This is a genomic window from Duffyella sp. Ts4 (assembly GCF_051851875.1).
Classification (GTDB): domain Bacteria; phylum Pseudomonadota; class Gammaproteobacteria; order Enterobacterales; family Enterobacteriaceae; genus Duffyella; species Duffyella gerundensis.
Genome location: NZ_JBLYPN010000012.1, coordinates 37,995 through 63,462, shown reverse-complemented (window position 1 = coordinate 63,462; position 25,468 = coordinate 37,995). Strand labels below are relative to the sequence as shown.

31 protein-coding genes are annotated in these 25,468 nt (G+C 54.9%); 12 read left to right on the top strand and 19 right to left on the bottom strand.

All coding sequences use genetic code 11. The features are described from left to right. The first annotated feature begins 556 nt into the window (after positions 1–556). Positions 557–1,279, top strand: coding sequence for a monofunctional biosynthetic peptidoglycan transglycosylase (gene mtgA / locus ACJY2L_RS15830; RefSeq protein WP_067427483.1), 723 nt, complete (start codon positions 557–559; stop codon positions 1,277–1,279). Positions 1,280–1,314: 35 nt separating this feature from the next. Here mtgA and npr read toward each other — a convergent pair whose 3' ends face one another. The 11 genes from npr to ACJY2L_RS15775 form a co-directional block, all read right to left on the bottom strand. Then, on the bottom strand, positions 1,315–1,587 hold the full coding sequence (npr, locus tag ACJY2L_RS15825) for a PTS phosphocarrier protein NPr (RefSeq protein ID WP_067427484.1): 273 nt from the start codon (positions 1,585–1,587) through the stop codon (positions 1,315–1,317). After that, entirely contained in the window at positions 1,584–2,438 is an 855-nt protein-coding gene (gene rapZ / locus ACJY2L_RS15820) for an RNase adapter RapZ (protein WP_067427486.1), read from the bottom strand. The genes npr and rapZ overlap by 4 nt, the downstream gene beginning before the upstream one ends. A gap of 27 nt (positions 2,439–2,465) precedes the next feature. After that, positions 2,466–2,951, bottom strand: a complete 486-nt coding sequence (gene ptsN / locus ACJY2L_RS15815; RefSeq protein ID WP_187485911.1) for a PTS IIA-like nitrogen regulatory protein PtsN — start codon at positions 2,949–2,951, stop codon at positions 2,466–2,468. A gap of 183 nt (positions 2,952–3,134) precedes the next feature. Beyond that, entirely contained in the window at positions 3,135–3,422 is a 288-nt protein-coding gene (gene hpf / locus ACJY2L_RS15810; protein ID WP_067427488.1) for a ribosome hibernation promoting factor, read from the bottom strand. Between the two features lie 22 nt (positions 3,423–3,444). Then, complete coding sequence (rpoN, locus tag ACJY2L_RS15805) at positions 3,445–4,878, bottom strand: RNA polymerase factor sigma-54 (RefSeq protein ID WP_439214457.1); 1,434 nt, start codon at positions 4,876–4,878, stop codon at positions 3,445–3,447. A 48-nt stretch (positions 4,879–4,926) separates the two neighbouring features. After that, on the bottom strand, positions 4,927–5,652 hold the full coding sequence (gene lptB, locus ACJY2L_RS15800; protein WP_067427492.1) for an LPS export ABC transporter ATP-binding protein: 726 nt from the start codon (positions 5,650–5,652) through the stop codon (positions 4,927–4,929). Between the two features lie 5 nt (positions 5,653–5,657). Further along, positions 5,658–6,203: a lipopolysaccharide ABC transporter substrate-binding protein LptA gene (lptA, locus tag ACJY2L_RS15795; protein ID WP_439214456.1), complete on the bottom strand. Its 546-nt coding sequence runs from the start codon at positions 6,201–6,203 to the stop codon at positions 5,658–5,660. Next, positions 6,181–6,750 carry an LPS export ABC transporter periplasmic protein LptC gene (lptC, locus tag ACJY2L_RS15790; protein ID WP_439214455.1) on the bottom strand — a complete coding sequence of 190 codons (570 nt, stop codon included), beginning with the start codon at positions 6,748–6,750 and terminating at the stop codon, positions 6,181–6,183. The genes lptA and lptC overlap by 23 nt, the downstream gene beginning before the upstream one ends. Then, positions 6,747–7,313 (bottom strand): 3-deoxy-manno-octulosonate-8-phosphatase KdsC, encoded by a 567-nt coding sequence (gene kdsC, locus ACJY2L_RS15785; protein WP_439214454.1) that lies wholly within the window; start codon positions 7,311–7,313, stop codon positions 6,747–6,749. The genes lptC and kdsC overlap by 4 nt, the downstream gene beginning before the upstream one ends. A gap of 13 nt (positions 7,314–7,326) precedes the next feature. Beyond that, positions 7,327–8,313: an arabinose-5-phosphate isomerase KdsD gene (gene kdsD, locus ACJY2L_RS15780; RefSeq protein WP_439214453.1), complete on the bottom strand. Its 987-nt coding sequence runs from the start codon at positions 8,311–8,313 to the stop codon at positions 7,327–7,329. Positions 8,314–8,327: 14 nt separating this feature from the next. Next, the gene (locus tag ACJY2L_RS15775) at positions 8,328–9,305 is read right to left on the bottom strand and encodes a calcium/sodium antiporter (protein ID WP_067427504.1); all 978 of its coding nucleotides are present in this window, start codon (positions 9,303–9,305) and stop codon (positions 8,328–8,330) included. Positions 9,306–9,545: 240 nt separating this feature from the next. On the opposite strand from ACJY2L_RS15775, the gene mlaF reads away from it, so the two are divergent. The 7 genes from mlaF (at position 9,546) to murA (ending at position 14,301) form a co-directional block, all read left to right on the top strand. Further along, positions 9,546–10,364 (top strand): phospholipid ABC transporter ATP-binding protein MlaF, encoded by an 819-nt coding sequence (gene mlaF / locus ACJY2L_RS15770; RefSeq protein ID WP_067427505.1) that lies wholly within the window; start codon positions 9,546–9,548, stop codon positions 10,362–10,364. A gap of 7 nt (positions 10,365–10,371) precedes the next feature. Next, positions 10,372–11,154: a lipid asymmetry maintenance ABC transporter permease subunit MlaE gene (gene mlaE, locus ACJY2L_RS15765; protein WP_067427507.1), complete on the top strand. Its 783-nt coding sequence runs from the start codon at positions 10,372–10,374 to the stop codon at positions 11,152–11,154. Between the two features lie 4 nt (positions 11,155–11,158). Then, on the top strand, positions 11,159–11,671 hold the full coding sequence (mlaD, locus tag ACJY2L_RS15760) for an outer membrane lipid asymmetry maintenance protein MlaD (protein WP_067427509.1): 513 nt from the start codon (positions 11,159–11,161) through the stop codon (positions 11,669–11,671). Positions 11,672–11,683: 12 nt separating this feature from the next. Next, the gene (gene mlaC, locus ACJY2L_RS15755) at positions 11,684–12,316 is read left to right on the top strand and encodes a phospholipid-binding protein MlaC (RefSeq protein ID WP_067427511.1); all 633 of its coding nucleotides are present in this window, start codon (positions 11,684–11,686) and stop codon (positions 12,314–12,316) included. Further along, entirely contained in the window at positions 12,313–12,606 is a 294-nt protein-coding gene (mlaB, locus tag ACJY2L_RS15750) for a lipid asymmetry maintenance protein MlaB (RefSeq protein WP_173645388.1), read from the top strand. Before mlaC ends, mlaB begins: the two co-directional genes overlap by 4 nt. A 112-nt stretch (positions 12,607–12,718) precedes the next feature. Next, positions 12,719–12,973: a BolA family iron metabolism protein IbaG gene (gene ibaG, locus ACJY2L_RS15745; RefSeq protein WP_067427515.1), complete on the top strand. Its 255-nt coding sequence runs from the start codon at positions 12,719–12,721 to the stop codon at positions 12,971–12,973. A 68-nt stretch (positions 12,974–13,041) separates the two neighbouring features. Then, on the top strand, positions 13,042–14,301 hold the full coding sequence (gene murA, locus ACJY2L_RS15740; protein ID WP_067427517.1) for a UDP-N-acetylglucosamine 1-carboxyvinyltransferase: 1,260 nt from the start codon (positions 13,042–13,044) through the stop codon (positions 14,299–14,301). Between the two features lie 78 nt (positions 14,302–14,379). Here murA and ACJY2L_RS15735 read toward each other — a convergent pair whose 3' ends face one another. Both ACJY2L_RS15735 and ispB read right to left on the bottom strand, forming a co-directional pair. Then, the gene (locus ACJY2L_RS15735; protein WP_067427519.1) at positions 14,380–14,673 is read right to left on the bottom strand and encodes a helix-turn-helix domain-containing protein; all 294 of its coding nucleotides are present in this window, start codon (positions 14,671–14,673) and stop codon (positions 14,380–14,382) included. 245 nt (positions 14,674–14,918) lie between these two features. Further along, positions 14,919–15,890 (bottom strand): octaprenyl diphosphate synthase, encoded by a 972-nt coding sequence (ispB, locus tag ACJY2L_RS15730; RefSeq protein WP_067427521.1) that lies wholly within the window; start codon positions 15,888–15,890, stop codon positions 14,919–14,921. Positions 15,891–16,147: 257 nt separating this feature from the next. Between ispB and rplU the strand changes: the two genes are divergently transcribed. The 3 genes from rplU (at position 16,148) to cgtA (ending at position 18,156) form a co-directional block, all read left to right on the top strand. Further along, a complete protein-coding gene (gene rplU, locus ACJY2L_RS15725) occupies positions 16,148–16,459 on the top strand; it encodes a 50S ribosomal protein L21 (RefSeq protein WP_067427523.1) in 312 nt (103 codons plus the stop codon). A gap of 15 nt (positions 16,460–16,474) precedes the next feature. Beyond that, a complete protein-coding gene (rpmA, locus tag ACJY2L_RS15720; RefSeq protein WP_007886647.1) occupies positions 16,475–16,732 on the top strand; it encodes a 50S ribosomal protein L27 in 258 nt (85 codons plus the stop codon). Between the two features lie 251 nt (positions 16,733–16,983). After that, positions 16,984–18,156, top strand: a complete 1,173-nt coding sequence (gene cgtA, locus ACJY2L_RS15715; protein ID WP_067427526.1) for an Obg family GTPase CgtA — start codon at positions 16,984–16,986, stop codon at positions 18,154–18,156. A gap of 51 nt (positions 18,157–18,207) precedes the next feature. On the opposite strand, the gene ACJY2L_RS15710 is transcribed toward cgtA, so the two are convergent. From ACJY2L_RS15710 to ACJY2L_RS15690, 5 genes are read right to left on the bottom strand one after another with little or no spacing between them, the layout of a single operon-like run. After that, positions 18,208–18,627: a hotdog fold thioesterase gene (locus ACJY2L_RS15710; RefSeq protein ID WP_439214452.1), complete on the bottom strand. Its 420-nt coding sequence runs from the start codon at positions 18,625–18,627 to the stop codon at positions 18,208–18,210. A gap of 2 nt (positions 18,628–18,629) precedes the next feature. Next, on the bottom strand, positions 18,630–19,376 hold the full coding sequence (gene dhbA / locus ACJY2L_RS15705) for a 2,3-dihydro-2,3-dihydroxybenzoate dehydrogenase (protein WP_272875005.1): 747 nt from the start codon (positions 19,374–19,376) through the stop codon (positions 18,630–18,632). 2 nt (positions 19,377–19,378) lie between these two features. Further along, a complete protein-coding gene (locus tag ACJY2L_RS15700; protein ID WP_439214451.1) occupies positions 19,379–20,233 on the bottom strand; it encodes an isochorismatase family protein in 855 nt (284 codons plus the stop codon). Positions 20,234–20,253: 20 nt separating this feature from the next. Then, complete coding sequence (locus ACJY2L_RS15695; protein ID WP_439214450.1) at positions 20,254–21,864, bottom strand: (2,3-dihydroxybenzoyl)adenylate synthase; 1,611 nt, start codon at positions 21,862–21,864, stop codon at positions 20,254–20,256. Positions 21,865–21,875: 11 nt separating this feature from the next. Beyond that, complete coding sequence (locus tag ACJY2L_RS15690; RefSeq protein WP_439214449.1) at positions 21,876–23,048, bottom strand: isochorismate synthase; 1,173 nt, start codon at positions 23,046–23,048, stop codon at positions 21,876–21,878. A 228-nt stretch (positions 23,049–23,276) separates the two neighbouring features. Here ACJY2L_RS15690 and fepB point away from each other — a divergent pair, with 228 nt between their 5' ends. Further along, the gene (gene fepB, locus ACJY2L_RS15685) at positions 23,277–24,179 is read left to right on the top strand and encodes a Fe2+-enterobactin ABC transporter substrate-binding protein (protein WP_439214472.1); all 903 of its coding nucleotides are present in this window, start codon (positions 23,277–23,279) and stop codon (positions 24,177–24,179) included. Here the strand turns inward: fepB and entS are convergent. After that, a complete protein-coding gene (gene entS / locus ACJY2L_RS15680) occupies positions 24,174–25,412 on the bottom strand; it encodes an enterobactin transporter EntS (protein ID WP_187487538.1) in 1,239 nt (412 codons plus the stop codon). The genes fepB and entS overlap by 6 nt on opposite strands. Positions 25,413–25,468 lie beyond the last annotated feature (56 nt).

Genomic DNA, 25,468 nt, shown 5'->3' with positions numbered 1-25,468 from the left:
ATATGCAAATGCCAGCAGGTTATAAGCCACTTTATTTTTTTGTAATTATCTGAATAACATGATTTTTCTATAAAGAAACGTTTCGATGCTGTTGGCTCCGTGGCTTAACAATGTTCCACGTAACAAAGTAAGTTTCTACCTGTTAAAAAACACTTATCCATCGTTATCATAAGCTTTCTTGCTCAGAGTTTAACGATGTTCTGCCGTCTCTGGCAGATTTTCTTTACACCATTTATCAACTTTTCAATGACGATTATCCTCTATGGTGCAACATGATAAATAAGAAAAGTGAATGTTTCGTTTTGCAGTGACTTCACCGTAATCATTAAAACCAAAAAGCGTTGTACTGATTAATAAAACGGCATGGAACCGATTCCTTATTTCAGGAAGTGCATGAGATACGACAAGATATTACAAACGCAACGCATGCCGTTGGCGTTTATTTGCACTTCCGCTCCAGGCGTTTCTCACCTAAAATCAATGCATAACATCGCTTAAACGTTCCAAAAGGTTCAGTAATTGATAAGCTCCGGCAACATGAAAGGTAAGCGTTAACATGGCTAAACATAAGGAAGGCAGGCTGGAGAAGATAAAACGGTTGCTGGTACGGACAGTGCTCTCTGTATTAGCGATCTGGATTGCTAGCATTTTGCTGTTTTCATTCGTTCCGGTACCGTTTTCAGCCGTGATGGTTGAACGACAGCTTGCGGCCTGGTTGACCGGTGATGTGAGTTACGTTGCGCATTCCAGTTGGGCAGGAACTCATGAGATTTCGCCGTGGATGTCGCTGGCGGTTATCGCTTCAGAGGACCAAAAGTTCCCGACACACTGGGGATTTGACGTTGATGCAATTGAATCAGTCCTCGACAAAGGCGAAAAAGGGCGCATGCGCGGTGCGTCGACCATTTCTCAGCAAACGGCTAAAAATGTTTTTTTATGGGATGGGCGCAGCTGGGTGCGCAAAGGACTGGAGGCTGGCTTAACGGTCGGTATTGAAACGGTCTGGAGCAAGCGACGTATTCTGACAGTTTATCTCAACGTCGCTGAATTTGGTGAAGGCGTATTTGGCGTGGAAGCGGCATCACAGCGTTATTTCCACAAACCCGCCAGTAAGCTGACCATTTCCGAAGCCGCGCTGCTGGCAGCGGTATTGCCCAATCCGCTGCGCTTTCGTGCCGACGCGCCGGGCGCCTACGTTCGCCAGCGTCAGCAGTGGATTATGCAGCAGATGCGCCAGTTAGGCGGTGAAGGTTTTCTGGTTCAGCACAAGCTGATGTAGGCCCACGCGCACCGGAAGGCTGCCGGTGCGCGATATCACTCTTCGTCAAAACCCGACTCAAACAGCTCAATCACTGCGGCTAAAGCCACTTCTTCCTGCGGGCCCTGTACTTCTATTTCAATATGTCCACCCTGGGCGGAATCAAGCATCAGCAGCGCAATAACGCTGCTGGCTTCTGCTTCGGTGCCCGCTTCATTACGTAGCAGCACTTCAGCATCAAAACTCTGCACCAGCTCAAACAGTTTCATTGCCGGACGTGCGTGCATGCCCAGCTTATTTTTGATCTCAACGGTCTGCTTAACGGTCATGATTTGCGTTTTTCCAGTGTGCGATGACGTGACTGCACATTTTTGCCACGCGAACGGAAGTAATCAGCCAGCTGTTCGGCAATATAAACCGAGCGATGCTTACCGCCAGTACAGCCGATGGCCACGGTCAGGTAGCTGCGGTTATTGGTTTCCAGCATTGGCAACCACAATTCAAGATAGCTGCGGGTTTGATAAATAAAGTTGTGCACTTCGGTATGGCGATCAAGAAAGGCAGCGACGGGGCGATCGAGCCCGGTCATCGGTCGCAGCTTTGGATCCCAGTGGGGATTGGGCAGGAAGCGCACGTCGAAAACGTAGTCGGCATCGATGGGAATACCGTGTTTAAAGCCAAAGGATTCAAACACCATAGTGAGTTCGCGCTCACGCTTGCCCAGCAGCCGAGTACGCAGCATCTCAGCCAGTTCATGCACTGACATCTCTGAGGTATCGATGATCAGATCGGCGCGTGAGCGTAAAGGCTCCAGCAGATCGCTCTCTTCATCAATGGCGCTCTCCAGAGAGAGATTTTTACTGGAAAGAGGATGCAGGCGACGCGTATCGCTGTAACGACGAATCAGCGTATTGCGGTCGGCGTCCAGAAACAGCAGTTGCGGCGAAAAGCTGTCCGGCAGGCTGGTGAGGGCTTTTTCAAATACCTCAGGCGATTCCGGCATATTGCGAACATCAATGCTCACTGCGGCAGAGATATTTCGCTCCGCCAGCGATGACGCTAAATCGGGAAGCAGCACAACCGGCAGGTTATCGACACAGTAAAAGCCCATGTCTTCCAGGGCACGTAACGCCACCGATTTGCCCGATCCAGAGCGGCCACTGACAATCATCAGCACCATGAATTCTCTCTCCTGTTTAACCCGGCATTAAGATTGCGACTCATCCTGAGATTCTGTAATGATTTCATACAGCTCATTATCGCTTTGGGCCGCACGCAGGCGACGACAAATGCTCTTATCGGCCAAACGCCTGGCCACCAAAGAGAGGGTATGTAAGTGCGTTTTGCACTGGTCTGCTGGCACCAGCAGCGCAAACAGCAGATCAACCGGCTGGTTGTCCACCGCGTCAAACGCAATGGGCTGATCGAGACGAATAAAGACGCCCACTGCACGCAGCGTATCCTCTTCCAGCTTGCCATGAGGAATCGCAATGCCGTTACCAATGCCTGTACTTCCCATACGCTCGCGCGTCAGGATGGATTCAAAAATCGTCTGGTGCGGCAAGTTCAGCTGCTTCGCCGCCAGTTCGCTGATGATTTCCAGTGCCCGCTTCTTGCTCTGGCAATGTACGCCGCTGCGGGTACAGTCGATGGAAAGAACAGAACGGAGTTCCAGGGTCAGATCGTTATTCATCATAGTTTCACTTACGTGTTCACGTGCCACGGATGCAGCCATTTACTTTACGCGCCTTAAGACGGGAAAAGCAGCAAAAACTGAGGTGGCATTTTGCCTGAATGGAAAAAGGGGGCGAATAAATTCGCCCCTTGCGTCGGGCAGCCAAGCTGCCGTTCGTTGATCCATCATGCGGTTATAAAATTAATGTTGTTTGAGTTTGTCTTTATGCTTGTTCAGCTGACGAGTCAGCTTATCGACCAGGCTGTCAATCGACGCATACATGTCATCCGCTTCAGCTGTCGCATGTAGCTCACCCCCATTGACATGCAATGTTGCCTCAGCAATTTGCATCACTTTTTCCACTTTCAGCACAATGTAAACCTGATTAATTCGGTCGAAGTAGTGCTCAAGCTTGGCAAACTTGGTGTTGAGGTATTCGCGCAGAGGAGCCGTAACTTCAACGTGTTGCCCGGTGATATTTAGTTGCATAGGTCTTCCTTCTCGTTGCTGATCAAACCAATTGCTTGCGCTGGTTCGAGGGTGGGATAGACAAAGACTCACGGTATTTTGCCACGGTGCGGCGCGCAACCATAATGCCCTGATCGGAGAGCAGGGAAGTCAGCTTGCTGTCGCTCAGCGGCTTAGCGGGATTTTCAGCAGATATCAGCTTTCTCACCAGCGCGCGAATCGCCGTTGATGAGGCTTCTCCACCACCTTCGGTATTCACATGGCTGGAGAAAAAGTATTTAAGCTCGAAGATGCCGCGCGGACTGTGCAAGTATTTCTGCGTGGTGACGCGCGAAATGGTCGATTCATGCATCTCGACTGCCTGCGCGATATCCGCCAGCACCATCGGGCGCATGTGCTCTTCGCCCTGTTCAAAAAACGCCTGCTGCTGCTCCACAATGCAACGTGTGACCTTCAGCAGCGTGTCGTTGCGGCTCTCCAGACTTTTGATTAACCATTTCGCTTCCTGCAAATTGCTGCGGATAAACTGGTTATCGCTATCGTTGCGTGAGGATCCGCCGAGCGCGGCATAGTGCTGATTTACCCGCAAACGCGGCAGGCTGTCGGCATTGAGATCGACCTGCCAGCGGTTGCCGATCTTGCGCACCAGCACATCAGGAATGACATATTCGGGTTCGGAGGTATTAATTGACTGGCCGGGGCGCGGATCCAGCGACTGGATCAGCTGCATTGCGCACTTCAGCGTCTCTTCTTTCAGACGCGTTACGCGCATCAGGCTGCGAAAATCGTGGTTAGCCAGCAGATCAAGATGATCGCTGACGATCTGACGCGCCTCTTTCAGTGACGGCGTATCAGCATCATATTGTGACAGCTGAACCAGCAGGCAATCGCGCAGATCGCGGGCGCCAACGCCAACGGGGTCGAAGCGTTGAATGCGCTTAAGCACCGCTTCAACTTCATCGAGCGCCAGATCGTCGCTGCCTACGCCATCGCGAATCTCTTCCAGCGTGACGGTCAAATAGCCGGTGTCGTCGATAGCATCAACGATGGAGGTCGCAATGGCGCGATCGGTATCAGTAAAGGGAGTGAGCTCAACCTGCCACATCAGATAATCCTGCAACGTCTGCGTGGTTTCGCCCTGATACACGGGCAGCTCATCGTCGTGGTAATCGGTACCGGTGCCGGAAGGTGTGCCCGCGGTGTAAATCTCATCCCACGTGGCATCCAGCGGCAACTCTTCCGGCATATCTTTCTGTTCCAGCGCTTCGCGGGTGTCCAGCGCCTCGGTTTCCTGGGTTTCCCGTGAATCTATCTCTTCATGAATATCGGCTTGCTCAAGCAGGGGATTACTCTCCAGTGCCATCTGTAGCTCCTGCTGGAGCTCAAGCGTAGAGAGTTGCAGCAAACGTATCGCCTGCTGCAGTTGCGGTGTCATCGCAAGTTGTTGGCTGAGCCTGAGTTGCAAACCTTGCTTCATAGTCAGGATTAACGTTCCTAAACAAACATACCGGTTACCAACACCTTATCAGAGTCTGAACTCTTCGCCCAAGTAAACCCGCTTAACTTGTTCATCGGCGAGGATTTCATCCGGCGTACCGTGGGCAATCAGGCTGCCCTGGCTGACGATATAGGCGCGTTCACAGACCGCCAACGTTTCACGCACGTTATGATCGGTAATCAACACGCCAAGGCCACTGTCACGCAGATGCTCAATAATTTTCTTGATATCGATAACCGAGATGGGATCGACACCGGCAAAAGGCTCATCCAGCAGAATAAATTTTGGATTCGCAGCCAGCGCCCGGGCAATCTCAACGCGGCGACGTTCTCCGCCGGATAACGCCTGGCCCATGCTGTCACGCAGATGTTCGATATGAAACTCTTCCATCAGCTCATTAGCACGATCCTCGCGCTGTTCCGTGGTCAGATCGTTGCGCACCTGCAGCACCGCCATCAGGTTGTCGTACACGCTCAGGCGGCGGAAGATCGAGGCTTCCTGCGGCAAGTAGCCGATGCCGCGGCGTGCACGCGCATGCAGTGGCAGAATACTGATATCTTCATCATCGATCACAATGCGCCCGGCATCACGCGGCACGATGCCGACCACCATGTAAAAAGTGGTCGTTTTGCCAGCGCCGTTCGGGCCAAGCAGGCCAACAATCTCGCCTGATTTGACCTCAAGGCTGACATCTTCAACAACGCGCCGACCTTTGTAGGCTTTCGCCAGATGTTCTGCGATTAAAGTTGCCATACGAATCAGTTACTCTTCTTTTGGCTGCTTGCGGAGCCGTTTTTATCCTGCAGCTGCGACGGCACTAACACCGTGGTCACGCGATTGCTTTTGCCTTCGCTGTAGGCCTGCATTTTCTGCTGTTTCACCAGATAAGTGATGCGATCGCCTTTGATGTTGCTGTCCAGCTGCTCTAAATAGGCGTTGCCAGTCAGCTCAACAAAGTCGTTAGCCAGTTCGTAATGCATCTTTGAAGCGTTGCCTTTGACCGGTTTGCCGTTGTCCTGTAGCTGGTAAAACGTCGCGGGCGCGCCATAAGCGTCGACCACGGTTTTTTTGCTATCGCCGCCAGGACGAGTAACCACCACTTTATCCGCGGTAATTTTGATCGAACCCTGCGTCACGATAACGTTGCCGGTAAAGGTGGCGACGTTGCCCAGCATATCGAGCTGCTGGTTCTGCGAATCGATGTTTACGGGCTTTTCCGAGTCGCCGGTCAGCGCAAACGCCGGCAGGCTCGCGGTCAGCAACGCGCTAACCACCAATAATTTAACGCTGTTTTTGGATTTCATATGAGGTTTTAACCTTTTCAATTAACTCGGCGTTTTTCGTCCGTAAATTACCGCGCATTTTCATGCCGGTAGAGTTAAAACTGGTGCCCCACAGCGTAACCTGATCGTCGGACGTAACATCCTGTGTGACCAAATTGACCTGCGCATTGTCGGTTTTGATACGTTGCAGCTGAGAGTCCTGCGTCAGCGTGTTCACTTCCACATGACCATAAAGATAAAGCATGCGATCCTGCGTCAGTTTGGCTTTATCCGCTTTAACTGACCAGGTCGGCACCTTGTTCTCATCGTACGTCGTCATCACGGGTTTATCGAACCAGCTGACGCCATCGGATGAAAAATAGGTGACCTTATCGGAAACCAGCTGATAGCTGAGCGAACCTGCCGGGTTGTAGACCAGTGATTTTGAATTGGCACTGGTGTAAGTCGGCTCTTCGCCGTTGGCGGAGGGATTGCTCTGCACATCCTCATTATTTGTGAGGCTCCAGCCAATCAACACCAGCGCAATCAGGGCCAGTAACAGTGTGATCCAACGCCTGCTTTTACTCATACCGATTGCCCTTTGGCGTCATCGAATTTGTCCTGCGCGATCAGTATCAGATCGCAAATTTCGCGCACTGCGCCGCGTCCGCCGGCAATGCGCGTGGTGTAATGGGCACGTGGTAACAGCACCGGATGCGCGTCCGCCACGGCGACGCTCAATCCGACGCGGGCCATCACCGGCCAGTCGATGAGGTCATCGCCAATATAGGCAACCTGCTCAGGCTGTAGCGACAGTTTATCGAGAAGCTCAGCGAAGGCCAAAAGCTTATCGGATTGTCCCTGATAAAGATGGGTAATGCCGAGCGTCTGACAGCGATCTTCCATCAGTTTTGCGTTGCGGCCGGTTATAATAGCGACTTCCGTGCCGGAGGTCAGCAGACAGCGAATGCCGTAGCCATCGCGAACGTTAAAGGCTTTCAGCTCTTCGCCGCTGTTTCCCATGTAAATTTGCCCATCGGACATCACGCCATCAACGTCACAAATCAACAGCTTAATCTCGCGTGCGCGTGACATCACGTCCTGAGAAACGTCGCCGTAGCAGGTGGTAACCACTGCGTTTTCCTTACTCATTTTTGCTTCCCGTTTACACTACGCCAGCGCGCAGCATGTCATGCATATGAACAACCCCGAGTAGCTGATCGCCATCGGCGACCATAATCGCGGTAATATTTTTGCTCTGCATTAAATTAAGTGCGTCTACCGCCAGCATAGCAGGGCGAACGCGAATGCCGCCTGGCGTCATCACCTGCGCAATGCTCGCCTGCTGAAAATCGATGCCCATATCAAACACCCGACGCAGGTCGCCATCGGTAAACACGCCTTCGATTTTCAGCAGGTCATTAACAATGACCGTCATGCCGAGATTTTTACGCGTGATCTCCAGCAGCGCATCGCGCAGCGAGGCATCACGCGTCACGTGCGGCATTTCAGCGCCGGTATGCATGATATCGCTGACGCGCAGCAGCAGCTTACGGCCCAGCGCGCCGCCAGGGTGCGAAAGGGCAAAATCTTCTGCGGTGAAGCCGCGAGCTTTCAGTAGCGCAACGGCCAGCGCATCGCCCATGACCAGCGTGGCGGTAGTGCTGGTGGTCGGCGCCAGCCCCAGCGGGCAAGCTTCGTGCGGGACTTTTACACAGAGATGAATATCGGCGCTGCGTCCCATGGTGCTTTCCGGACGACTGGTGACGCAAATCAGCGAAACGTGCAGACGCTTCAGTACAGGAATCAGCGCCAAAATCTCATTGGATTCGCCGGAGTTGGAGATAGCAATCACCACGTCGTTGGCGCTGACCATGCCCAGATCGCCATGACTGGCCTCTGCCGGATGCACGAAAAATGCTGGCGTACCGGTGCTGGCAAAGGTTGCCGCCATTTTTTTACCGATATGCCCCGATTTCCCCATGCCCATCACCACAACTTTACCCTGGCAATAAAACATCATTTCGCAGGCACGGGAAAAGTCTTCATTGATGTATTGATCGAGCTGCTCCAGCCCCTGACGTTCAATGGCGAGAACGTCCCTGCCAGCCTGCTGAAAGTCGAAGCCGGATTCGATAGAGTGATGAGACATCGCTTTTATCCTTATTAATGCGTTTGCATTGGCTGCAGCCAGAGTACCGCGACCCAAACCATAAAGCCGCAAAGCAGCAGGGCACCGGCGAGGCGGCCAATACAGCGGCGGCGCTGCAAACAGAGCAGGGCAAACAGTGCGCTTACCCCAAGCATGATCCAGTAATCGCGAGCAAAAATATCGGTATCGAGCAGGCCGGGATGAATCAGCGCCGGTATGCCCAGTACAATGGCGATATTATAGATATTAGAGCCGATGAGGTTGCCGATAGCGATATCGTCTTCGCCTTTCAGCGCGCCCGCAATCACCGTCGCCAGCTCTGGCAGGCTGGTGCCCACCGAGATTAACGTCAGGCCGACCACCAGCTCCGAGACGTTGAAGTAGTCAGCAATCACCGAGGCGTTATCAATGACCATTCGGGTCGACATCGGCATAATAATCAGCGCTACGGCCAGCCAGAGAAACGCCACGGTATTGCTGGCGTCATCACGCGGCAGTTCCGCCAGCTGTTCCCGCGTCAGGGTATCGTTGTTGGCGCGTTCCGCTTTACGGGCGATGCGAATGATAAAGAGCAGATAGATCGCGGCAATGGCGATCAGCGCTAACCCGTCAAGCCGACTAAGCTCATTATCGAACAGCGTCAATCCACACAGCAGCGTCACCAGCAACATCAGCGGTAATTCGCGACGAATCAGATTCGAATGCAGGGAAAGAGGATGCAGCAACGCCGCGCCGCCCAGTATCAGCAGAATATTGGTAATGTTGGAACCGATGGCGGTACCCACGGCAATATTCATTTGCCCATGCGCCGCCGCCGAAAAAGAGACGATCATTTCTGGCAGCGACGTGCCGATGCCCACCACGGTCATGCCAATGATCAGCGGCGGTATGCCGAATGAACGGCACAGAATCGACGCACTGAACACCAGACGATCGGCTCCATACACAAGCAACATCAAACCGATGACCAACAGTGCTATGGCTAAAAACATGAAGCGTCCTTTGTCGGCTATAATCGTCGGCTTGCCGCATCCGACTTTTCCGGGCGAAATGGTGGTTAGCCGCTGATTTTGACCGTCTGTGAGCAAAAAGTAAAACGGATGCCGGTTTTCGTCACACGGTTGCGATAGTTTTCTGTGAAAGTAACGCCGTTTAGTTGTTAACCTCATCGCTGGACGAGGGCAACCTGCGTTATGTCACCTTTGAAAAAGCATTTTGTAGTGGGAGAAGTCATGAGTAGCAGTCAGGCGCCGACTAATTTGGTCGATGTGCGGGGCGTGAGCTTTGCACGGGGTAATCGACAGATTTTCGATAATATCTCGCTGACCGTACCTAAGGGAAAAGTGACAGCGATTATGGGCCCATCCGGCATCGGCAAAACCACATTGCTGCGGCTGATTGGCGGTCAGTTACAGCCAACCGCTGGCGAAATCTGGTTCAACGGCGAGAATATTCCGCAACTCTCGCGTTCACGTCTCTACGACGTGCGCAAAAAAATGAGCATGCTGTTCCAGTCCGGCGCGCTCTTCACCGATCTCAACGTGTATGACAATGTCGCCTGGCCGCTGCGTGAACATACGCGCCTGCCGGAGCCGCTGCTGCACAGCACGGTGATGATGAAGCTTGAAGCCGTGGGGCTGCGTGGTGCGGCGCAGCTTAAACCTTCAGAACTCTCTGGCGGCATGGCGCGGCGCGCGGCGCTGGCGCGGGCCATCGCGCTGGAACCGGACCTGATCATGTTTGATGAGCCTTTTGTTGGCCAGGATCCGATTACCATGGGCGTGCTGGTGAAATTAATCGATGAACTCAATCACGCGTTGGGTGTGACCTGCATCGTAGTTTCACACGATGTGCCAGAGGTATTGAGCATCGCCGATTACGCCTATATTGTTGCCGGTCAAAAGATTATTGCGCAGGGCTCAACGCAGCAGCTGCAGGATAATGAGGATGCGCGTGTTCGCCAGTTTATCGACGGCATTGCCGATGGCCCGGTGCCATTTCGCTTTCCGGCAGGCGATTACCTGGCTGACTTAACCGATTCAGGGAGATAACCCATTGATGTTTATTGATGCGATCGCTGCGCTGGGGCGAAAAGGCATAGAAACCTGTGCGTCGTTTGGTCGCGCCGGTTTAATGCTTTTTCACGCGCTGGTCGGTAAGCCCGAATTTCGCAAACACGCGCCGCTGTTGATTAAACAGCTCTATAGTGTGGGTGTGCTGTCGTTGCTGATTATCGTGGTATCCGGGCTGTTTATCGGCATGGTGCTCGGGCTGCAGGGCTACCTGGTGCTGACCACCTACAGCGCTGAAACCAGCCTTGGCATGCTGGTGGCGCTGTCATTGCTGCGTGAACTGGGTCCGGTGGTTACCGCGCTGCTGTTTGCTGGCCGCGCCGGATCGGCGTTAACGGCAGAAATCGGTCTGATGAAGGCCACCGAACAGCTCTCCAGCATGGAGATGATGGCAGTCGATCCGCTGCGTCGGGTGGTTGCGCCACGCTTCTGGGCTGGATTTATTAGCATGCCGTTATTAACGCTGATTTTTACCGCTATTGGCATTTGGGGCGGTTCGCTGGTGGGCGTGAACTGGAAAGGCATCGATCCTGGCTTTTTCTGGTCAGCGATGCAGAACGCCGTCGATCTGCGCACCGATCTGCTTAACTGTGTTATCAAAAGCGCGGTTTTCGCCGTCACGGTGACCTGGATCGCCTTGTTTAACGGTTACGACGCGATTCCAACTTCGGAAGGGATCAGTCGTGCCACCACGCGCACCGTCGTGCATTCGTCACTGGCGGTGCTCGGCTTGGATTTTGTCCTTACCGCACTGATGTTTGGGAATTGATGCAATGAATACCAGGAAAAGTGAAATTACCGTAGGTGCCTTTTTGCTGCTGGCGCTGGTGGCCGTCGTCTTTCTTTGTCTACGCGTTGCCGATGTGAAATCGCTGGGCAACGAACCGACCTGGCGTCTTTATGCCACCTTCGACAACATTGGCGGGCTGAAGGTCAGCTCACCGGTGAAAATCGGCGGTGTCATTATTGGCCGGGTCAGCAGCATCGCCCTCGATAAAAACTATTCACCTCGCGTGGCGATGGATATCGAGAAAAAGTTCGATCGTCTGCCGGATACCAGCTCGCTGGCCATTCGTACCCAGGGCCTGCTCGGCGAGCAATATCTGGCGATGAATGTTGGCTTTGACGATCCTGATATGGGTACTGCCACGTTGAAAGATGGCGATACGCTGCACGACACCAAGTCCGCGCTGGTGCTGGAAGACTTAATTGGTCAGTTCCTTTACAAAAGCGGCGATAATAATAGTAAACAGCAGGACGATCAGCCTGCTGCGGCTCAACCTTAAGAGGCTTTAACTATGTTTAAACGTGTATTAATGATCGCGATGCTGGTCATCGCTCCGCTGGCGGCGCAGGCGGTGGATCAAAGCAATCCTTACAAGCTGATGAATGAAGCAGCAGATAAAACCTTTACGCGCCTGAAGAATGAGCAGCCGAAGATCAAGCAAAACCCAAACTACCTGCGTGAAATTGTGCGTCAGGAATTGCTGCCTTACGTACAGATTAAATATGCTGGTGCGCTGGTATTAGGACGCTATTACAAAGAAGCGACGCCTGCGCAGCGCGAAGCCTATTTCAAAGCCTTTGCGGATTACCTTGCCCAGGCTTATGGCCAGGCGCTGGCGCTGTACAACGGTCAGACTTATCAGATTCAGCCAGAGAAACCGCTGGGCGATGCGTCAATGCTGGCGATTCGCGTGTCAATTATCGATCCCAATGGCCGTCCACCGGTTCGTCTTGATTTCCAGTGGCGCAAAAACAGCCGTACCGGCGACTGGCAGGCGTATGACATGATCGCTGAAGGCGTCAGCATGATTACCACCAAGCAAAACGAGTGGGGCGATCTGCTGCGTCAACAGGGTATTGATGGCCTGACCGCGCGGCTTAAATCAGCGGCTACCCAGCCGATTACGCTGGATCAGCAAAAATAATGACGACACTTCGTTGGCATCTGGATGGCAGCGCAATTCGTCTTAGCGGCGAGCTGGATCGGGAAACGCTGCTTGACCTGTGGCAGCAACGGACGTCGGTGATGAAGCAAATCGACGTTATCGATGTATCAGCGCTGGATCGTGTGGATTCTGCCGGGCTGGCGCTGCTGGTGCATCTGCGCCAGATTGCTCAGGAGCAGGGTACCACGCCGCGCTTCCAGGGAATCACCGACAAGCTGCAGTCGCTGATCACACTCTATAACCTGCAACAGATCATTACAGCTAACTGATTTTTCTCACCTTCAAAAGCCCCTGCTCAGTCAGGGGCTTCTTGCTTGTTTCGGATAAAGTCGCTTTCCACTACTATGTGTGGCTGTTTATGATCAACTGACTGTGAAAACCATGGAAACAAGTGAAATTCAAGCCGTGCTAATGAGCGCGTTACCCCTGCAGGAAGTGCACGTTACCGGCGACGGTAGCCATTTTCAGGTTGTGGCCGTTGGCGAGATGTTCGCTGCACTGAGCCGGGTAAAGAAACAACAGGCGGTCTATGCGCCGCTGATGGCTTACATCGCGGACAACCGCATGCATGCGGTATCGATTAAGACCTACACGCCGGAAGAGTGGGCGCGTGACCGTAAGCTGAACGGTTTTTAAGTTGCCGATGCGGCATCATCGATGCAGTGCCGGCAGCCTTGTAGATATATCAACAGAGAGCAGGTGTAATGGATAAATTTCGTGTGCAGGGTCCAACCCGGCTGAGTGGTGAGGTAACGATTTCTGGTGCCAAGAATGCCGCATTGCCAATCCTGTTTGCTGCGTTGCTGGCAGAAGAGCCGGTGGAAATTCAGAATGTCCCGAAGTTAAAAGACATTGATACCACCATGAAGCTGCTGAGCCAGCTTGGCGTGAAAGCTGAACGCAACGGTTCAGTGCATCTTGATGCCAGCGACGTGTCAATTTACTGCGCCCCTTACGAGCTGGTGAAAACCATGCGCGCCTCAATCTGGGCATTAGGGCCGTTAGTGGCACGTTTTGGGCAGGGTCAGGTTTCTCTGCCGGGCGGTTGTGCGATTGGCGCGCGTCCGGTAGACCTGCATATTACCGGCCTGGAACAGCTTGGCGCTGAGATTAAGCTGGAAGAAGGCTATGTTAAAGCGTCGGTCGATGGTCGTCTGAAAGGCGCGCACATTGTGATGGACAAGGTGAGCGTTGGCGCTACCGTGACCATCATGAGCGCAGCCACGCTGGCCACCGGCACCACGATCATTGAGAACGCTGCCCGCGAGCCGGAAATCGTTGATACTGCGAATTTCCTCAACACGCTGGGCGCGAAAATCAGCGGCGCAGGTACAGATAAAATCACCATCGAAGGCGTTGAACGTCTTGGCGGCGGTGTTTACCGTGTTCTGCCCGATCGTATCGAAACCGGGACTTTTTTGGTCGCGGCAGCCATCTCTGGCGGCAAGGTGCTGTGTAAAAATACGCAGCCCGATACGCTTGATGCGGTGCTGGCCAAACTGCGTGATGCCGGTGCGGATATCGAAACCGGTGCTGACTGGATCAGCCTGGACATGCACGGCAAGCGGCCAAAAGCGGTTAACGTGCGCACCGCCCCGCATCCGGGTTTTCCTACCGACATGCAGGCGCAGTTCACGCTGCTTAACCTGGTTGCGGAAGGCACCGGCGTGATCACTGAAACCATCTTTGAAAATCGCTTTATGCACATTCCTGAGCTGATTCGCATGGGTGCGCACGCTGAGATCGAGAGCAATACGGCGATTTGTCATGGCGTTGAAACGCTGTCGGGTGCGCAAGTTATGGCTACCGATCTGCGTGCGTCTGCGAGCCTGGTGCTGGCGGGTTGTATCGCTGAAGGGACTACGCTGGTCGATCGTATTTATCACATCGATCGTGGCTATGAGCACATTGAAGACAAACTTCAGGCCATGGGCGCGAACATCGAACGCATCAGCGGCGAGTAAATCGCGGCAACAATAAAACGGTCGGGTTTATCCCGGCCGTTTTTTTTCGTTTTTTTCACCTGGATTTATGCTGGTGGATCACAGCGATGTACGCAACGGATCCTCTTTTGACGAGGATCGGATCAGGCGTTTACGATCCAGCAGCTTGTGGGTGATCGGATCGTAATAGCGGCTTGGCCAGATTTCAGCAGGATGCACATTGATTGCACCAGCGATAAGCCATTCTCCTTTAGGCCAGGGACGCGTGAGCGCATTCGCCAGCGTAGATGAGCTCAATCCTGCCTGACGCGAAACCGCTGCCAGTGAGGTGCCTTTTTTACGCAGGGCGGCGATGATATCCGCCGGATGCCAGTCCTTGTGAGATGCGTACATACGATCTGCTCCTTTTGCGAAGGCAATTTATTGGAAATAAAAGCGCTTAAAAACTCCACGCATATCCGATAACTACGTCATAAATTCAAACAAATAAAGGCGTTGTTTAAGAATTTATAGCAGAAGTTTCCAATAAGTTTCCAGAAATATTTCCGCCACGAAACAATTTTGCGTGGGGTTTCGCAAAAGGAATGTAATAGCCTGCAAGAGGGGAGAATCGGAAGCCGGACGGCTTCCTGATTGGCTTAAAAATCGCGTTGAACAGACATATGCGCCAGTGCTTCCAGCGCGCTGCGCCACGGGGTTTCCGGCAGCACTTTCAGCGCCGCGATGGCTTTGTCCGCTTCCTGCTCGGCGCGTTGCCGCGTCCATTCCAGTGAACCGCATTGCTGCATAGTTTCCAGCACCGGATCGAGCAGATGGCGGCCGTTGCCCTGTTCGATAGCCTGACGAATCATCGCCGTCTGCTCACTGCTGCCGTGGCGCATAGCATGCAGCAGCGGTAACGTAGGCTTGCCTTCGCTCAGGTCGTCACCAACGTTTTTGCCCAGCGTCTGGCCGTCGGCACTGTAATCGAGCAGATCGTCGATCAGCTGAAAGGCAGTGCCGAGAAAACGACCGTAATCCTGCAATGCCTTTTCCTGTGCTGGCGATGCGTCAGCTAAAATCGCCGAAGCCTGCGCCGCCGCTTCAAACAGCCGCGCCGTTTTGCTGTAGATCACATGCATGTAACTCTCTTCGGTGATATCCGGATCGTTACAGTTCATTAGCTGCAGCACTTCGCCTTCCGCGATCACGTTTACCGCTTCTGACATCAGCGCGAGGATCTTCAGCGATCCCATGCTGGTCATCATCTGGAAGGCGCGCGTATAGATAAAATCGCCGACCAACACGCTGGCAGCGTTGCCAAAAGCCGCATTGGCCGTGGCTTTGCCACGACGCATGTCGGACTCATCCACCACGTCATCGTGCAACAGCGTGGCGGTATGAATGAACTCAATCAGCGCGGCGTTAACGACGTGCAGTTTACCTTCGTATCCCATGGCGCGAGCTGCCAGCACGGCAATCATCGGCCGAATGCGTTTACCGCCGCCGCTGATAATGTAATATCCCAACTGATTGATGAGCGTCACATCTGAATTCAGCTGTTCGAGTATGGTCTCGTTGACCGCCGCCATATCTTGCGCGGTGAGTTCATTAATCTGTTCTAAGTTCATCAGTCTGTTCAGCTTTGGCTCAGTTTATTGCCATGGTAAAGGTTTTTACCGGCAGAATGTCAGGGAATCTGTTACTGGATTGTACTCGAAAAATCGGGATGAGAAACGTGAGCGATTGTGCTGCGCTTTTTTTCTGCGATCCTTTGCAAAGTGCTCTTGTCTTCTGAACGAGTATTGCGTAGAATTCGCGCCCTATTATGAATATTTATCGCGCCGCCTGAATTCAACGAAAGGCAAGCGCAGAAGCGGAGTTCTATATGTACGCGGTTTTCCAAAGTGGTGGTAAACAACACCGAGTAAGCGAAGGTCAGACCGTTCGCCTGGAAAAGCTGGACATCGCAACCGGTGAAACTATCGAGTTTGACCAGGTTCTGATGATTGCTAACGGCGAAGAAGTAACTATCGGTGCGCCACTGGTTTCAGGCGGCGTGATCAAAGCTGAGATCGTTGCACACGGTCGTGGCGAGAAAATCAAAATCGTTAAGTTCCGTCGTCGTAAGCATTATCGTAAGCAGCAGGGCCACCGTCAGTGGTTCACTGATGTGAAAATTACCGGCATCAGCGCTTAACAGGAGATCTGACAAATGGCACATAAAAAGGCTGGTGGCTCGACTCGTAACGGTCGTGACTCCAATGCAAAACGTCTGGGTGTTAAACGTTTCGGTGGCGAATCAGTTCTGGCTGGTAGCATCATCGTTCGTCAGCGTGGCACCAAGTTCCATGCAGGTAGCAATGTAGGCTGTGGTCGTGACCACACTCTGTTTGCAACCGCAGACGGCAAAGTTAAATTCGAGATCAAAGGCCCGAACAACCGTAAATATATCAGCATCGTTGCTGAGTAAGGTTTTCGCGCTTCGGGCTGGCAACGGCCTGCAATGACGAATTGAAGCCCCGCAGCTCTTGCGGGGCTTTTTACATTCTGCTGCTGGCAGGGCGATAAAAACCCGGCCAGAGCAATTCGATTGCTGTACACTTTATGTGCGAATTTTAGTGAAACAGAGTAGATGTTCCGCCGCCGGTCAGCACAGAAGACCCTGGCGGACCCGTCTGGCCGCATTTGTCTGGTCAGGCGAAAAAGTGACGGAGAGAAAAGATGAAGTTTGTTGATGAAGCAACCATTCTGGTGGTTGCAGGTGATGGTGGCAATGGTTGCGTGAGCTTCCGTCGCGAGAAATATATTCCCAAAGGCGGCCCTGACGGCGGCGATGGCGGCGACGGTGGCGATGTGTATCTGGTTGCTGATGAAAACCTCAACACGCTGATTGATTATCGCTTTGAAAAAGCGTTCCGTGCTGAACGTGGTCAGAATGGCCAGAGCCGTGACTGTACCGGCAAGCGCGGTAAAGATATCACCATCAAAGTACCGGTGGGGACGCGCATTATCGATCAGGGCACCGGTGAAACACTGGGCGACATGACGCGCCATGAGCAGAAGCAGATGGTCGCCAAAGGCGGCTGGCATGGCTTGGGCAATACCCGTTTTAAATCGTCGGTGAACCGTACGCCGCGCCAGAAAACCATGGGCACGCCAGGTGAGAAACGCGATCTGCAGCTGGAATTGATGCTGCTGGCAGACGTTGGCATGCTCGGCTTGCCTAACGCGGGCAAGTCGACCTTTATTCGTGCGGTTTCTGCCGCCAAGCCAAAAGTCGCGGATTATCCGTTTACTACGCTGGTGCCAAGCCTTGGCGTCGTGCGTATGGATGCCGAGAAGAGCTTTGTTATCGCCGACATTCCTGGGCTGATCGAAGGCGCCGCCGATGGCGCAGGCCTTGGCATTCGCTTCCTGAAGCACCTTGAGCGTTGTCGTGTGCTGCTGCACCTCATCGATCTGGCGCCGATTGATGAATCCGATCCGGTTGAGAACGCCCGCATCATTCTCGGCGAGCTGGAAAAATACAGCGAGAAGCTGTTCCAGAAACCGCGCTGGCTGGTGTTCAATAAAGTTGACCTGCTGGACGAAGAAGAAGCACAGGCTCGTGCTAAAGCGATTGTGGAAGCGCTGGGCTGGGATGAGAAATATTATCTGATCTCTGCAGCCAACCGGGTAGGTGTTAACGCACTCTGCTGGGACGTAATGGCCTTTATCGTGGCTAACCCGAAAGCGGCTGAGCTGGAAGAGATGCAGACCGAGAAAGTGGAATTCATGTGGGACGACTACCATCGCGAAGCGCTGGAAAATGTTGAGCCTGAAGAAGAAGACGATCTTGATGATGACTGGGATGAAGACGACGAAGAAGGTGTTGAATTCATCTATCAGCGTTAAGCGAACTTAACGTGATAAAGGGCCGGGAAACCGGCCCTTTTTTTATGCCTTTCAGCCGAGTACTGCGACCGACAACCGGGCGCTGCAGCAGAGCTGATCGCGCGCGTTAAAAATCTCAATTTGCCAGGATTGATGCGTACGCCCGAGATGCAGCGGGCGACATACGCCGCGCACTTTGCCACTGCTGGCTGCCCGATGATGGCTGGCATTGACCTCAATGCCCACCGCGCTCTGGCCCGCGTCAACACAGAGATAGCCCGCTATCGAACCCATGGATTCCGCCAGCACCACCGACGCGCCGCCGTGCAGCAAACCAAAAGGCTGGCGCGTGCGCGCATCCACCGGCATTTCCGCTTCCAGGCTCTCAGCATCGATGCGGGTAAAAACGATGCCCAGATGCGCAACCAGGCAGTTTTCTCCCATGCGATTCAGCTCGGCAAGATCGACCTGACGTTTCCAGATAGCGCTCATGATCAGGCGCCCAATGTCGCGCCGCCATCGATCACGATATCCTGCATCACGATGTGGCTGGCGAGATCCGAGGCGAGGAAAAGCACCGCGTTGGCGATCTCCTGCGGCTGCGCGATCTTCTGCAAAGGAATGCCGATCTTATATTGATCCGGGAAACCGGCGATGGTGCGCTGTTCCGCATCCGGCGTGTGCCACAGGCTGCGCTGCATATCAGTATCGGTTGAGCCGGGCGACACCAGGTTACAGCGCACGCCGTGCGGCGCCATTTCCAGCGCTACCGACAGGCACAGGCTGCGCAAGGCCGCTTTGGAAGCGCCATAGGCGGACATGCCAATGCGCGGCGCGTGCGCCGAGTTAGAGGCAAGCGTGACGATAGCGCCACTGCGCTGCTCACGAAAGCGCGGCAGCGTTTGCTGGAACAGGTTAAATGCGCCGCCGACGTTGACCGCCATCAGCGCCTGAAAATCGGCAACCGGCAGCGTATCGGTATCGCCGATACGCAGAATACCGGCACCGTTGACCAGCACATCCAGCTGTTTTTGCTCTGCCAGCAGCGGCTGGCAAACGCGGGCAACCTGATCGGCATCGGCCACATCCAGTGTCACGCAGCGAAACGGATAATCCGTCTGCCTGAACTGCCGATCAAATCCTACCACCTGCGCACCGGCCTGCTGAAAGGCGAGCGCGATATGATAGCCAATGCCTTGTCCGGCGCCGGTTACCCAGACTTGCTTTGCGGTGAAATCGATATTCATGGCTGCGGCTCGCGTGACAGCAATGCCCACCAGCCGTTGATGCTGGGATCTTTTGCCAGGCTAACAAAGTCGATGTCAGCGTGCACCTGACGCCAGCGGGCGGCCAGCGTCATTACCCGCACGGAATCGAGGCCATAATCGATCAGGTTATCGTCATCTTCCGGCTGATCATCATCTTCCAGCAGCGGCAGAACCATAGCGCGCAGCTCCGCCTTGTCGAGCGGCAGCGGCATCAGATCGCGGGTCATCACCACACGGCCGCTGCGGCCTGCGGTGTAAGTCAGCGCCATCATATGCTCTTCACGGGTAAAATCGGCCAGCGCATCGGCCACCATAAAGGGTTTGATGTTACGCATGAAGGCGTCGGTGGCAGTGGTCAGGCAGCCAATATGGGCATACACGCCGCAAATAATCAGCTGATCGCGGCCCATTTCATGCAGCGTCTCTTCCAGCGGCGAGCGATGAAATGCGCTGTAGCGCCATTTCACCAGCACATGATCGTCAGCGTCCGGTGCCAGCGCCGCCGCCACTTTCTGCTGTTCAGGATGCTTGTTCAGTCCCGGTCCCCACATGTCATTCAGCAGGGCGCGATCGGCATCGCTCTGTTCATTCGGTTGCGCGGTATAAAACACCGGCACACCTTGCGCTTTGCAGTAGCGGCGCAAGCGGGCAATGTTCTCTACTACCTGCTGAATCATCGGACTGTTCTCGCCCCAAAAATTGAGAAAATAGTCCTGCATGTCGTGAATCAGCAGCGCGGCGCGCGGCGGCTCAAAAGCCCACTGTACTTTGTTCTGCGGCAGGTCTGCCGCGTCAGGCAGCGCGTAGTCGGCCAGTTCGGGAATGGTCATTGTGGTTCTCCAGATTCAGTTCAGGCTTGCTGCTCAGCAAGCTGTTGGCGCAGACGTTTTTTATCTACCTTGCCAACCGGTGTTAATGGCAGAGCATCAACGCAGGTGATGCGATCGGGCAGTTTGAACTCCGCCACCCCGAGCTCGCGCAGATGACGACGCAGCATCACCGGTTTGATTGGCTGCCGCACCACGATAAACGCACAGCTCTTCTCGCCCATCAGGCTGTCTTCCATCGAGACCAGCGCGGCATGGATCACATCGCTATGCTTCAGCAGCAGGTTTTCGATCTCTTCAGCCGCGATCTTCTCACCGCCGCGGTTGATCTGATCTTTCTCCCGGCCCTGCACGCGAATATAACCCTCGGCGTCAATGGCGATCAGATCGCCCGAGCAGTAGAAACCGTTGTCATCAAAGCTGGCGGCGTTGTGATCGGGGCTCTGATAGTAGCCGCGAAAAGTATACGGGCCGCGCGTCATCAGGCGACCCGTGCTGCCCGTTGGCAGTGGATTACCCTGCTCATCGGCAACCCACACTTCATCATCGGGCGAGATAGGGCAGCCTTGGGTAGTAAAAATGCGCGCGTCGCTGTCATCAAGGCGCGTGTAGTTGACCAGCCCTTCCGCCATGCCAAACACCTGCTGTAGCTGACAACCGATTTCAGCCGGAATGCGCGCAGCGAGCACGTCGCTCAGGCGGGCGCCGCCGACCTGCAACAATTGCAGCGAGGCGAGCTGCTGGTTGCCGCCCCATTCGTTGATTGCTTGCAGCCACAGGCTTACCGCAGGCGGCACCAGCGCCGTGACGTTGATCTGATGGCGCGCAATTAGCGGAAAGCAAAGGTTGGCGCTGGGATCGCTGGCCAGAATAACCCGGCCACCGGCGTAGAACACGCCCAGCGCGCCAGGAGAACTCAGCGGGTAGTTGTGCGCCGCGGGCAGGGCGCAGAGATAGCGCGTATCGGCGGTAAACTGGCAAATCTCCACGCTGCCGCGAATGCTGTAGTAGTAATCGTTATGGGTGCGCGGAATCAGTTTTGGCGTGCCGGTGCTGCCGCCGGAGAGCTGAAAAAAAGCCACTTCATCGGCGGGCGATGGCGAGGCCACAAAATCCTCTGCCGCTTCGTTGATGAGCGTCGTCAGCGATTGCGTGTCATCGGTGCCATTAATGAAAGCCAGCGTGCGCAGCTCGGGCTGCTGGTGACGAAGCGCATCCAGCCAGAGATCGTCGGCAAACAGGCCATGCTGACGATCGGCAATCAGCAGAGCAGGTGAGATCAGTTTGGCATAGGCGCTCATTTCGGTGCGCTGATGGCTGAACAACGCGTTCACCGGCGCCACGCCGATTTTAAACAGGGCAAACAACACAATGTAAAACTCAGCAACGTTGCCGAGCTGCACCAGTGCGGTATCACCCTGTTTCAGGCCACGCCGCTGGAGCGCGGCGGCAAGGCGGTCTGACTGCTGCGCCAGCTGGCGATAGGTGAGCTGCTGTTCACCACAGATCACCGCCACGGCATCGTTTTCCGCCTGACGGTTAAGGATGTCAGTGAGCGGCAGGTCGATCCAGTAGCCTTTTTGGCGATAGCGCGCGGCGAGATCGTCAGGCCAGCGCGTACAGGAAATAGTCATAGTGGCTTCTCTTATTGCAATCCAAAAGCGCGCAGCATGGTGTCGAGCTTAACGCCGGTTTCGTTCCATTCAGATTCCGGCGAGGAATCGGGCACGATGCCTGCGCCGGCAAACAGTCGCACGCGGGTGTTATGAACGGTGCCGCAGCGAATCGTCACGACCCATTCCCCGTCGCCCGCTTCGTTACACCAGCCGACGATGCCGCCAAACAGCTGGCGATCAAAAGGTTCCAGCTGAGCAATCAGCTTTTGTGCCCTGGCGTGCGGAAAACCGCTGAGCGCAGGCGTCGGATGCAGCAGGCTGGCGAGAGATAATGCGTTATCGCGTGGATCGCGCGCTTCGCCGTTGATCCAGGTGGCCAGATGCCACAGTGTTGGCGTGGTCACCAGCTGCGGCGTTTCCGGCACCGAAAGCAGCGAACTGCGGCTTTGCAGCACATCGCGCATCGCATCGGTAACCAGCTTGTGCTCGTAACGATCTTTAGAGGAGTGCATCAGGCGCTGGCCGACAGCATTATCCTGTTGCCGATCCTGCTGACGCCGCGCGGAACCGGCTAACGGGCAGGAGCTGAACTCGCCGTTTTGCTTACGTAACAGCAACTCCGGGCTGGCGCCGAGCAACGAGCCGCCGTCAGGCAGCGGCACATGGAAGTTATAGCTGGTGGGATTCTGGTTAATGATACGGCGCATCAGCATGGTGGTATCGACCGGCCGCTCGGTGGTGATATCCATCAGCCGCGACAGCACGACTTTATCCAGTTCACCCTGCGAGGTGGCGTTTACCGCTTGTGCCACCATGTCGGTAAAGGCGGCATGATCCGGCAGCGCAGTGCGGCTTGTTACCTTGGGTAAAGGCGTATCGGTAAAACCGCCAGCGAGCTGCTGACGATCAAAAAAGTGGCTCGCTTCGGGAATGAACAGCGCCGAAGGCTGACTCGCATCAAAAGGAATCGCGCCGACCACGATGGGATTTTGAATGCCCTGTTGCTTCGCCTCGCTGAACTGTTGGCGAAGCTGGCATTGAAACGCGCCATCGGGCTGTTCAGCGCCTGCCACCGGCGTGGTCAGTCGACTAAAGCACCCTTGAGTCCACAGGCTGCGCCAGGGAGACAGATAGAAGAAGCCGCGACTGACGGCGTCAAAATCCTCTACAAAGGCATTTTCAAACACGGAAGTTTCCACCATAATCCAACCTCTAAATGATAAGAGTAGTGATAATTATTATCATTTGTATTGTGGCTCTGTAACCTACGTCGATTGCCGTTCAGAGTCAATAAACAGGGCGCATTTTCTTCGCGTCGAGCCGTCAGACGGCGATTTTTGCGCCTGTTTGACCGCCGCTTTAAAGGAGTGAATTACGTGAAAGCCAGACCGTTTGTTGTTACCGCCACGCTGCTGTGCTCGCTGTTTAGCATGATGGCGCATGCTGCCGGAAGCTGGCCGCGCGAGATTAAAAGTGCGCAGGGCACCCTTACCCTGGCGCAGGCACCACAGCGGATTGTTTCTACCAGCGTTACCCTGACCGGATCGCTGCTGGCCATTGACGCGCCGGTTGTCGCCAGTGGCGCCACCGCACCGGGCGGCCGTCTGGCGGATAAGCAGGGCTTTTTCCAGCAGTGGGGCGACGTCGCCGCGCAGCGCGGCGTGAAGCGTCTCTATATTGGTGAAGCCAATGCCGAGGCGATTGCGGAACAGGCACCGGATCTGATTGTGGTCAGCGCCACCGGCAACGATTCCGCCATCAAGCTGGTGGATCAGCTGTCGGCAATTGCACCGGTGCTGGTGGTTAATTACGATGATAAGAGCTGGCAGCAGGTGGTTGCGACGCTGGGAGAGGCCACCGGGCATGAGGCGAAGGCAGCGCAAATTGTGGAGGATTTTGATCGTCGCGAAGCGGCGCTGAAGAAGAAGATCGCACTGCCACCACAGCCCGTCACGGCAATGGTGTATAACGCCGGTGGCCGCTCCACCAATATCTGGACCGCTGATTCTGCGCAGGGAAAGCTGCTGCAGCAGCTCGGTTTCACGCTGGCCAGGCCGCCTGTGAGTCAAACCAGCCACAGCATGGGTAAGCGAAAAGATATCATTCAGTCTGGTGGTGAGAATCTGGCCACCGATCTCAATGGCCAGAGCTATCTGCTGTTTGCCGCCAAGGAGGCGGACGCCAGCGCCCTGATGCAAAATCCGTTTCTTGCCGATACCGCGGCGGTAAAAGCAAAACGGGTGTATGCGCTGGGCACCGATACCTTCCGTCTGGACTACTTTAGCGCCAGCAACCTGCTGACGCGGCTGGAAACCCTGTTCACATCCTCATGAGAGCGAGGCGGCAGGCTGACGGTAACGGCGTAAACCGCGCAGCGTCAGCAGCATAACAACCGCCACCAGCGCGGCGGCGGCACCAAATACCGTCGCTGCCTGCTGTGGCAGCAACAGCGATCCCATGCCGCCTAACAGCGCGGCACCAAGCGCATCGCCGGTGACATTCTGCGCCGTCCACAACCCGTTTACCCTTCCTAACAACGCATCCGGTGTGAGCGACTGAATCATGGCGTACTGCAACAGGCTGTTGATCGCGCTGAGCCAGCCAAACGCCACCAGGCAGAGCAGCGCCAGCCAAAATTGTGGCATCAGGCTAAAAAGTGCCAGCGCGATAAAAGCCAGCAGAGCGGTAATCAGCATCAGTTGACCGGGGCGGGCTGCCGTTTTGAGCTGGCCGCTGGTTAAGGCCCCGATTGCTGCACCGGCAGGCACGGCGGCATACATCAGGCCAATTTGGGCCGGTGCCACCAGCCAGTGCGGTGCCAGCGCCGGATACAACACGCGAACCGCACTTGCCAGGGTAATCAGCGCGCCGATCAGCGCAGCCGATCCCACCAGCGGGCTGGCCAGCAGAAAAGAGAAACCACCCGCCAGCGCACGCAGGGGATGTTCGCGCGGCTGTGGCGGAGGCGGCAATGCGGGCAGCCGCAGCAAAGGCAGCAGCGTCAACAGCGTGCCCAGCGCCGCCAGCGCATAGTTCCAGACCACGCCACCGCTGGCGATCACCAGGCCACCTACCGCCGGTGAAAGGATTGAGCCAAACCGCACTGTCAACATGGTGATGGCACCCGCCTGCATCAGATTTTCGCGTCCTACCAGCGCGGGTGTGGCAGCCAGCAACGCGGTAACGCCAATGGCACCGAAAAAGCCATCCCACAGCGCCAGCAAATAGATCGCGGTGAGCGAGGGTGCAGGGAGCAGGGCGTTGCAGGCGAGGCCGACAAAACCGATGCCACAGGTTGAACGGGCAAACAGAATCAGCCGTTTACGTGGATAGCGGTCAGCCAGCACGCCGCCGAGCAGCAGGCCGATGAACATGCCGCCGCCCGCCAGGGTCACCGACAGGCCAACCTGCCAGCTGGAGTGGGTGAGCTGCTGAATTTGCACCGGCACCGCCACCACCAGCATGCCAAGCGCCAGAATCGAGAGAAAACGCGCAACGAACACGGCGCGAAAGTCGGGATGGGTTTTTAATAAGCTGAGGTCAATCAGATGGGAAGATTTCTTCATTACAATGCCTTGCAGCAATTTACGCGTCAGATCGGTATTGAGTCATGGTAACATAG

What these genes read in the sequence shown, in the direction of transcription:
- mtgA (WP_067427483.1), top strand. Translation starts at nt 557, where the DNA reads ATGGCTAAACATAAGGAAGGCAGGCTGGAGAAGATAAAACGGTTGCTG.
- npr (WP_067427484.1), bottom strand. Translation starts at nt 1,587, where the DNA reads ATGACCGTTAAGCAGACCGTTGAGATCAAAAATAAGCTGGGCATGCAC.
- rapZ (WP_067427486.1), bottom strand. Translation starts at nt 2,438, where the DNA reads ATGGTGCTGATGATTGTCAGTGGCCGCTCTGGATCGGGCAAATCGGTG.
- ptsN (WP_187485911.1), bottom strand. Translation starts at nt 2,951, where the DNA reads ATGAATAACGATCTGACCCTGGAACTCCGTTCTGTTCTTTCCATCGAC.
- hpf (WP_067427488.1), bottom strand. Translation starts at nt 3,422, where the DNA reads ATGCAACTAAATATCACCGGGCAACACGTTGAAGTTACGGCTCCTCTG.
- rpoN (WP_439214457.1), bottom strand. Translation starts at nt 4,878, where the DNA reads ATGAAGCAAGGTTTGCAACTCAGGCTCAGCCAACAACTTGCGATGACA.
- lptB (WP_067427492.1), bottom strand. Translation starts at nt 5,652, where the DNA reads ATGGCAACTTTAATCGCAGAACATCTGGCGAAAGCCTACAAAGGTCGG.
- lptA (WP_439214456.1), bottom strand. Translation starts at nt 6,203, where the DNA reads ATGAAATCCAAAAACAGCGTTAAATTATTGGTGGTTAGCGCGTTGCTG.
- lptC (WP_439214455.1), bottom strand. Translation starts at nt 6,750, where the DNA reads ATGAGTAAAAGCAGGCGTTGGATCACACTGTTACTGGCCCTGATTGCG.
- kdsC (WP_439214454.1), bottom strand. Translation starts at nt 7,313, where the DNA reads ATGAGTAAGGAAAACGCAGTGGTTACCACCTGCTACGGCGACGTTTCT.
- kdsD (WP_439214453.1), bottom strand. Translation starts at nt 8,313, where the DNA reads ATGTCTCATCACTCTATCGAATCCGGCTTCGACTTTCAGCAGGCTGGC.
- ACJY2L_RS15775 (WP_067427504.1), bottom strand. Translation starts at nt 9,305, where the DNA reads ATGTTTTTAGCCATAGCACTGTTGGTCATCGGTTTGATGTTGCTTGTG.
- mlaF (WP_067427505.1), top strand. Translation starts at nt 9,546, where the DNA reads ATGAGTAGCAGTCAGGCGCCGACTAATTTGGTCGATGTGCGGGGCGTG.
- mlaE (WP_067427507.1), top strand. Translation starts at nt 10,372, where the DNA reads ATGTTTATTGATGCGATCGCTGCGCTGGGGCGAAAAGGCATAGAAACC.
- mlaD (WP_067427509.1), top strand. Translation starts at nt 11,159, where the DNA reads ATGAATACCAGGAAAAGTGAAATTACCGTAGGTGCCTTTTTGCTGCTG.
- mlaC (WP_067427511.1), top strand. Translation starts at nt 11,684, where the DNA reads ATGTTTAAACGTGTATTAATGATCGCGATGCTGGTCATCGCTCCGCTG.
- ibaG (WP_067427515.1), top strand. Translation starts at nt 12,719, where the DNA reads ATGGAAACAAGTGAAATTCAAGCCGTGCTAATGAGCGCGTTACCCCTG.
- murA (WP_067427517.1), top strand. Translation starts at nt 13,042, where the DNA reads ATGGATAAATTTCGTGTGCAGGGTCCAACCCGGCTGAGTGGTGAGGTA.
- ACJY2L_RS15735 (WP_067427519.1), bottom strand. Translation starts at nt 14,673, where the DNA reads ATGTACGCATCTCACAAGGACTGGCATCCGGCGGATATCATCGCCGCC.
- ispB (WP_067427521.1), bottom strand. Translation starts at nt 15,890, where the DNA reads ATGAACTTAGAACAGATTAATGAACTCACCGCGCAAGATATGGCGGCG.
- rplU (WP_067427523.1), top strand. Translation starts at nt 16,148, where the DNA reads ATGTACGCGGTTTTCCAAAGTGGTGGTAAACAACACCGAGTAAGCGAA.
- rpmA (WP_007886647.1), top strand. Translation starts at nt 16,475, where the DNA reads ATGGCACATAAAAAGGCTGGTGGCTCGACTCGTAACGGTCGTGACTCC.
- cgtA (WP_067427526.1), top strand. Translation starts at nt 16,984, where the DNA reads ATGAAGTTTGTTGATGAAGCAACCATTCTGGTGGTTGCAGGTGATGGT.
- ACJY2L_RS15710 (WP_439214452.1), bottom strand. Translation starts at nt 18,627, where the DNA reads ATGAGCGCTATCTGGAAACGTCAGGTCGATCTTGCCGAGCTGAATCGC.
- ACJY2L_RS15700 (WP_439214451.1), bottom strand. Translation starts at nt 20,233, where the DNA reads ATGACCATTCCCGAACTGGCCGACTACGCGCTGCCTGACGCGGCAGAC.
- ACJY2L_RS15695 (WP_439214450.1), bottom strand. Translation starts at nt 21,864, where the DNA reads ATGACTATTTCCTGTACGCGCTGGCCTGACGATCTCGCCGCGCGCTAT.
- ACJY2L_RS15690 (WP_439214449.1), bottom strand. Translation starts at nt 23,048, where the DNA reads ATGGTGGAAACTTCCGTGTTTGAAAATGCCTTTGTAGAGGATTTTGAC.
- fepB (WP_439214472.1), top strand. Translation starts at nt 23,277, where the DNA reads ATGATGGCGCATGCTGCCGGAAGCTGGCCGCGCGAGATTAAAAGTGCG.
- entS (WP_187487538.1), bottom strand. Translation starts at nt 25,412, where the DNA reads ATGAAGAAATCTTCCCATCTGATTGACCTCAGCTTATTAAAAACCCAT.